We start from the raw sequence: 2,759 nt of genomic DNA on the forward strand, positions 1-2,759 counted from the left end.
AACAATGGCTAAAGTTCAGCGTGGCTTTTTTGCTAAATCAAAAGTTTGGTGTACTTTTAATCGGCTAAGTTTCATCAGCGGAAAAGTCTCCGACATTTTCCACGCCGAAACCCTAGCCTAAACCGTTGTGTAACATTAAAAACGAACTAATGAAAAGAAAATTAACTATCTTCCTAATGTTTCTAATTGGGAATATTATTTATAGTCAAAACTTGACTTTAACACAAGTCCTATCTGTTAGAAAAAAGAATATAGCCGAAGCTGAAGAATACTTAACTCAAAAGAATTGGAGTATGATAAATGCAGAAGCACCTACATCGGAAACATATGGAAGTTTGACTTTCGCCTATAATAAATCTGATTTTAATGACAAAGCAGAATCCTTTCTTTGGTTTTACTATTCTAATGAAAATCCTGAAAGGAATAGAATAAGTGTTCAAATACATAAAAAAGAGAAATACAATGAATATATAAATCAAATAAAAAAATGGGGTGGGAAAATTTATGATTCATACGTTGAGGAAAAGGTATTTTATAAAATCTATCAAGGTTCAACAATGACTTACATAATTGATTCTTCAACTCAAAAGGATGATTTTTCATCAAGCAAAACAATCTATGGCATTTTTATAATGACTAATGATAGTTTTAGATTTTCGCGCTACAATAAAAAATAATTATAAATGACAGTAAGAATACAACTATTATTCTTAATAGGATTTTTTATTACATCTTGTAACTCTCAAGATTGTTCAAACTTTAAAAATAGCTTTTCAAGCTATGAACAAGCAAAAAAAATTATTGAGACAACTGATTTTGAACTTTATGACAAATGTAATACGAGTAAAAGTTCTTGGATTTTAAAAGCTGAATATTATTCTTGCGACAAGAAAAATGGATATTTAATAATTAGAACCAGAAAAAAGACATACATTCATAAAAGATTACCAAAAAAACTATGGAATGAATTTAAAAATGCTGATTCATTTGGGAAATTTTATAATGCAAGAATTAAAGGAAAATATCAATTAATAATCTAAAAAATAACGTTACACAACAATGGCTATAAATAATTGCTTTTTCGAGCTTACTTACGAAAATCCTTTCGGATTTTCTATTCGGTATGCATTTGCTAAATTTATTGCTTGAACAAGCAACTATCAATAGCCGAGACCGTTGGGGGTAATTGCCGAAAAAAAAATACTATGAAAATATTTAGATTTATTCTTTGTCTTTTAATACTAAATTCTTGTAAAGATATAAATGAAAAAAGAGAACAGTTAGATAATGTGACAATCCGAGACGGACTCAATTTGGATTATTATTATTACGGAAATACTAAAATAAAAGATTCTGTAGCTTCGAATTATTTCGATTTAGGGTTAAGAGAAATACAAAAAGAAAATTTCATTAATGCAAGAGAAATAATTCAAAAGAGCAATAATATTGAGCCAAATAATTTGATTATTTTAAATTCTTTAGGAAACATTGAATGCAGATTGAAAAATTTCGACAAATCCTATGAATATTTTAATCAGGCAATTCAAATTGACAGTTTTTTCTCTCCAACATACTTGAATTTAGGAACAACACTTAATGAGGATTTTAAAGAGGAAAAAGCGATTGAAATATTTGATAAAGGAATCAAACTAAAAGATAATTTTGTATCAAAATCTGAGTGGTTTTATAGTAAAGCAATTGCATATTATAATCTTGACGATATTGAGAAATCAATTGAGTTTAACGAAAAAGCTTTGATTTATGTTGAGAAATCCGAATTGAAAGAAAGTATAATGGAATTGAAAAACATTTTGAAAGATAAATAAAACTACCCCCAACACCTCATATAATTTATGCTTACATTTAAACTAATACAAACAACAAACATTCAACAAGCGATTTGCTACGGCAGAAAAATCTCCGATTTTCCAGTCGCACAAATCATATAAAATCCCGTTAGCTAAAATAACGTGCGAAGAACTCGGCTGAGAAATTTTTCTTCAAAAATAATGATTTACTAAAGCTGAAAATTAGTCCGATTTTGAGCACTATTCCGGAATGAATTTTTTAAATAGTTTTCTTCCAAAACTAAAATTCTGCTTCAACTGAGAATTCTCTGAGAACTCTTCTCTCCTATTTCATCATTCTGCTAAATTGAGAAATTTAATGAGTTGAATCCGCTAAATTTTAATAGATTTTCTAAACATACGAGTTTTCTCTCATTTTTAGTTTTTAAGCTAATTTTCTACTAAACTGAAAAATTCACAACGATTGATTTTTTAAATAATTCATCTTCTTTTTATAGTTAGTACTAAACTTGAAAAGTAAAACTCTAAAAGAAAGATTTTCTGATTGTTTTAGTTACTATTCTTAATTCTTACTAATCGAAAAATTGAATTTTAAAAACACACAAAAGAATGAGAATTGTATCGGTCAGATTTGAGCAATGAATCGGTTAAATTTGAACTAAAATTGATAAATCCAACTTTGTTTGATTAAGTTACTTTAGCTAACAATGGCTATATTGCATTGTGGCGGATTTTCTTTTTCAGAAAATCCTCGTATATTTACTAACACAATTGCTATGGCGGAAAAATCTTGCCGATTTTTCCACAACGACAACATAGCCTAAACCGTTGCCTAAAATAACGAGATTGGAACTTGGCAGAGAAATTTACCTTCAAAAATAATGATTTACTAAAGCTGAAAATATTCTGATTTTGAGCATTATTCCGGAATGAATTTTTTAAGTAGTTTTC

At 28.1% G+C, this 2,759-nt stretch carries 3 protein-coding genes; all 3 read left to right on the plus strand.

What is annotated here, in order from left to right:
* Positions 1-149 precede the first annotated feature (149 nt).
* The 3 genes from HGB55_RS14645 to HGB55_RS14655 all read left to right on the plus strand — a co-directional run bounded on the left by HGB55_RS14645 (position 150) and on the right by HGB55_RS14655 (position 1,826).
* Positions 150-677, plus strand: a complete 528-nt coding sequence (locus HGB55_RS14645) for a hypothetical protein (RefSeq protein ID WP_168817767.1) — start codon at positions 150-152, stop codon at positions 675-677.
* Positions 678-683: 6 nt separating this feature from the next.
* Positions 684-1,040: a KTSC domain-containing protein gene (locus HGB55_RS14650; protein ID WP_168817769.1), complete on the plus strand. Its 357-nt coding sequence runs from the start codon at positions 684-686 to the stop codon at positions 1,038-1,040.
* 165 nt (positions 1,041-1,205) lie between these two features.
* Complete coding sequence (locus tag HGB55_RS14655) at positions 1,206-1,826, plus strand: tetratricopeptide repeat protein (RefSeq protein WP_168817771.1); 621 nt, start codon at positions 1,206-1,208, stop codon at positions 1,824-1,826.
* The last annotated feature ends 933 nt before the right edge of the window (positions 1,827-2,759 follow it).

It is taken from the genome of Lutibacter sp. B1 (genome assembly GCF_012524075.1).
GTDB lineage: Bacteria > Bacteroidota > Bacteroidia > Flavobacteriales > Flavobacteriaceae > Lutibacter.

Excerpts from the sequence above, each read along its gene's own strand:
- HGB55_RS14650 (WP_168817769.1), top strand. The coding sequence starts at position 684 with ATGACAGTAAGAATACAACTATTATTCTTAATAGGATTTTTTATTACA.
- HGB55_RS14645 (WP_168817767.1), top strand. The coding sequence starts at position 150 with ATGAAAAGAAAATTAACTATCTTCCTAATGTTTCTAATTGGGAATATT.
- HGB55_RS14655 (WP_168817771.1), top strand. The coding sequence starts at position 1,206 with ATGAAAATATTTAGATTTATTCTTTGTCTTTTAATACTAAATTCTTGT.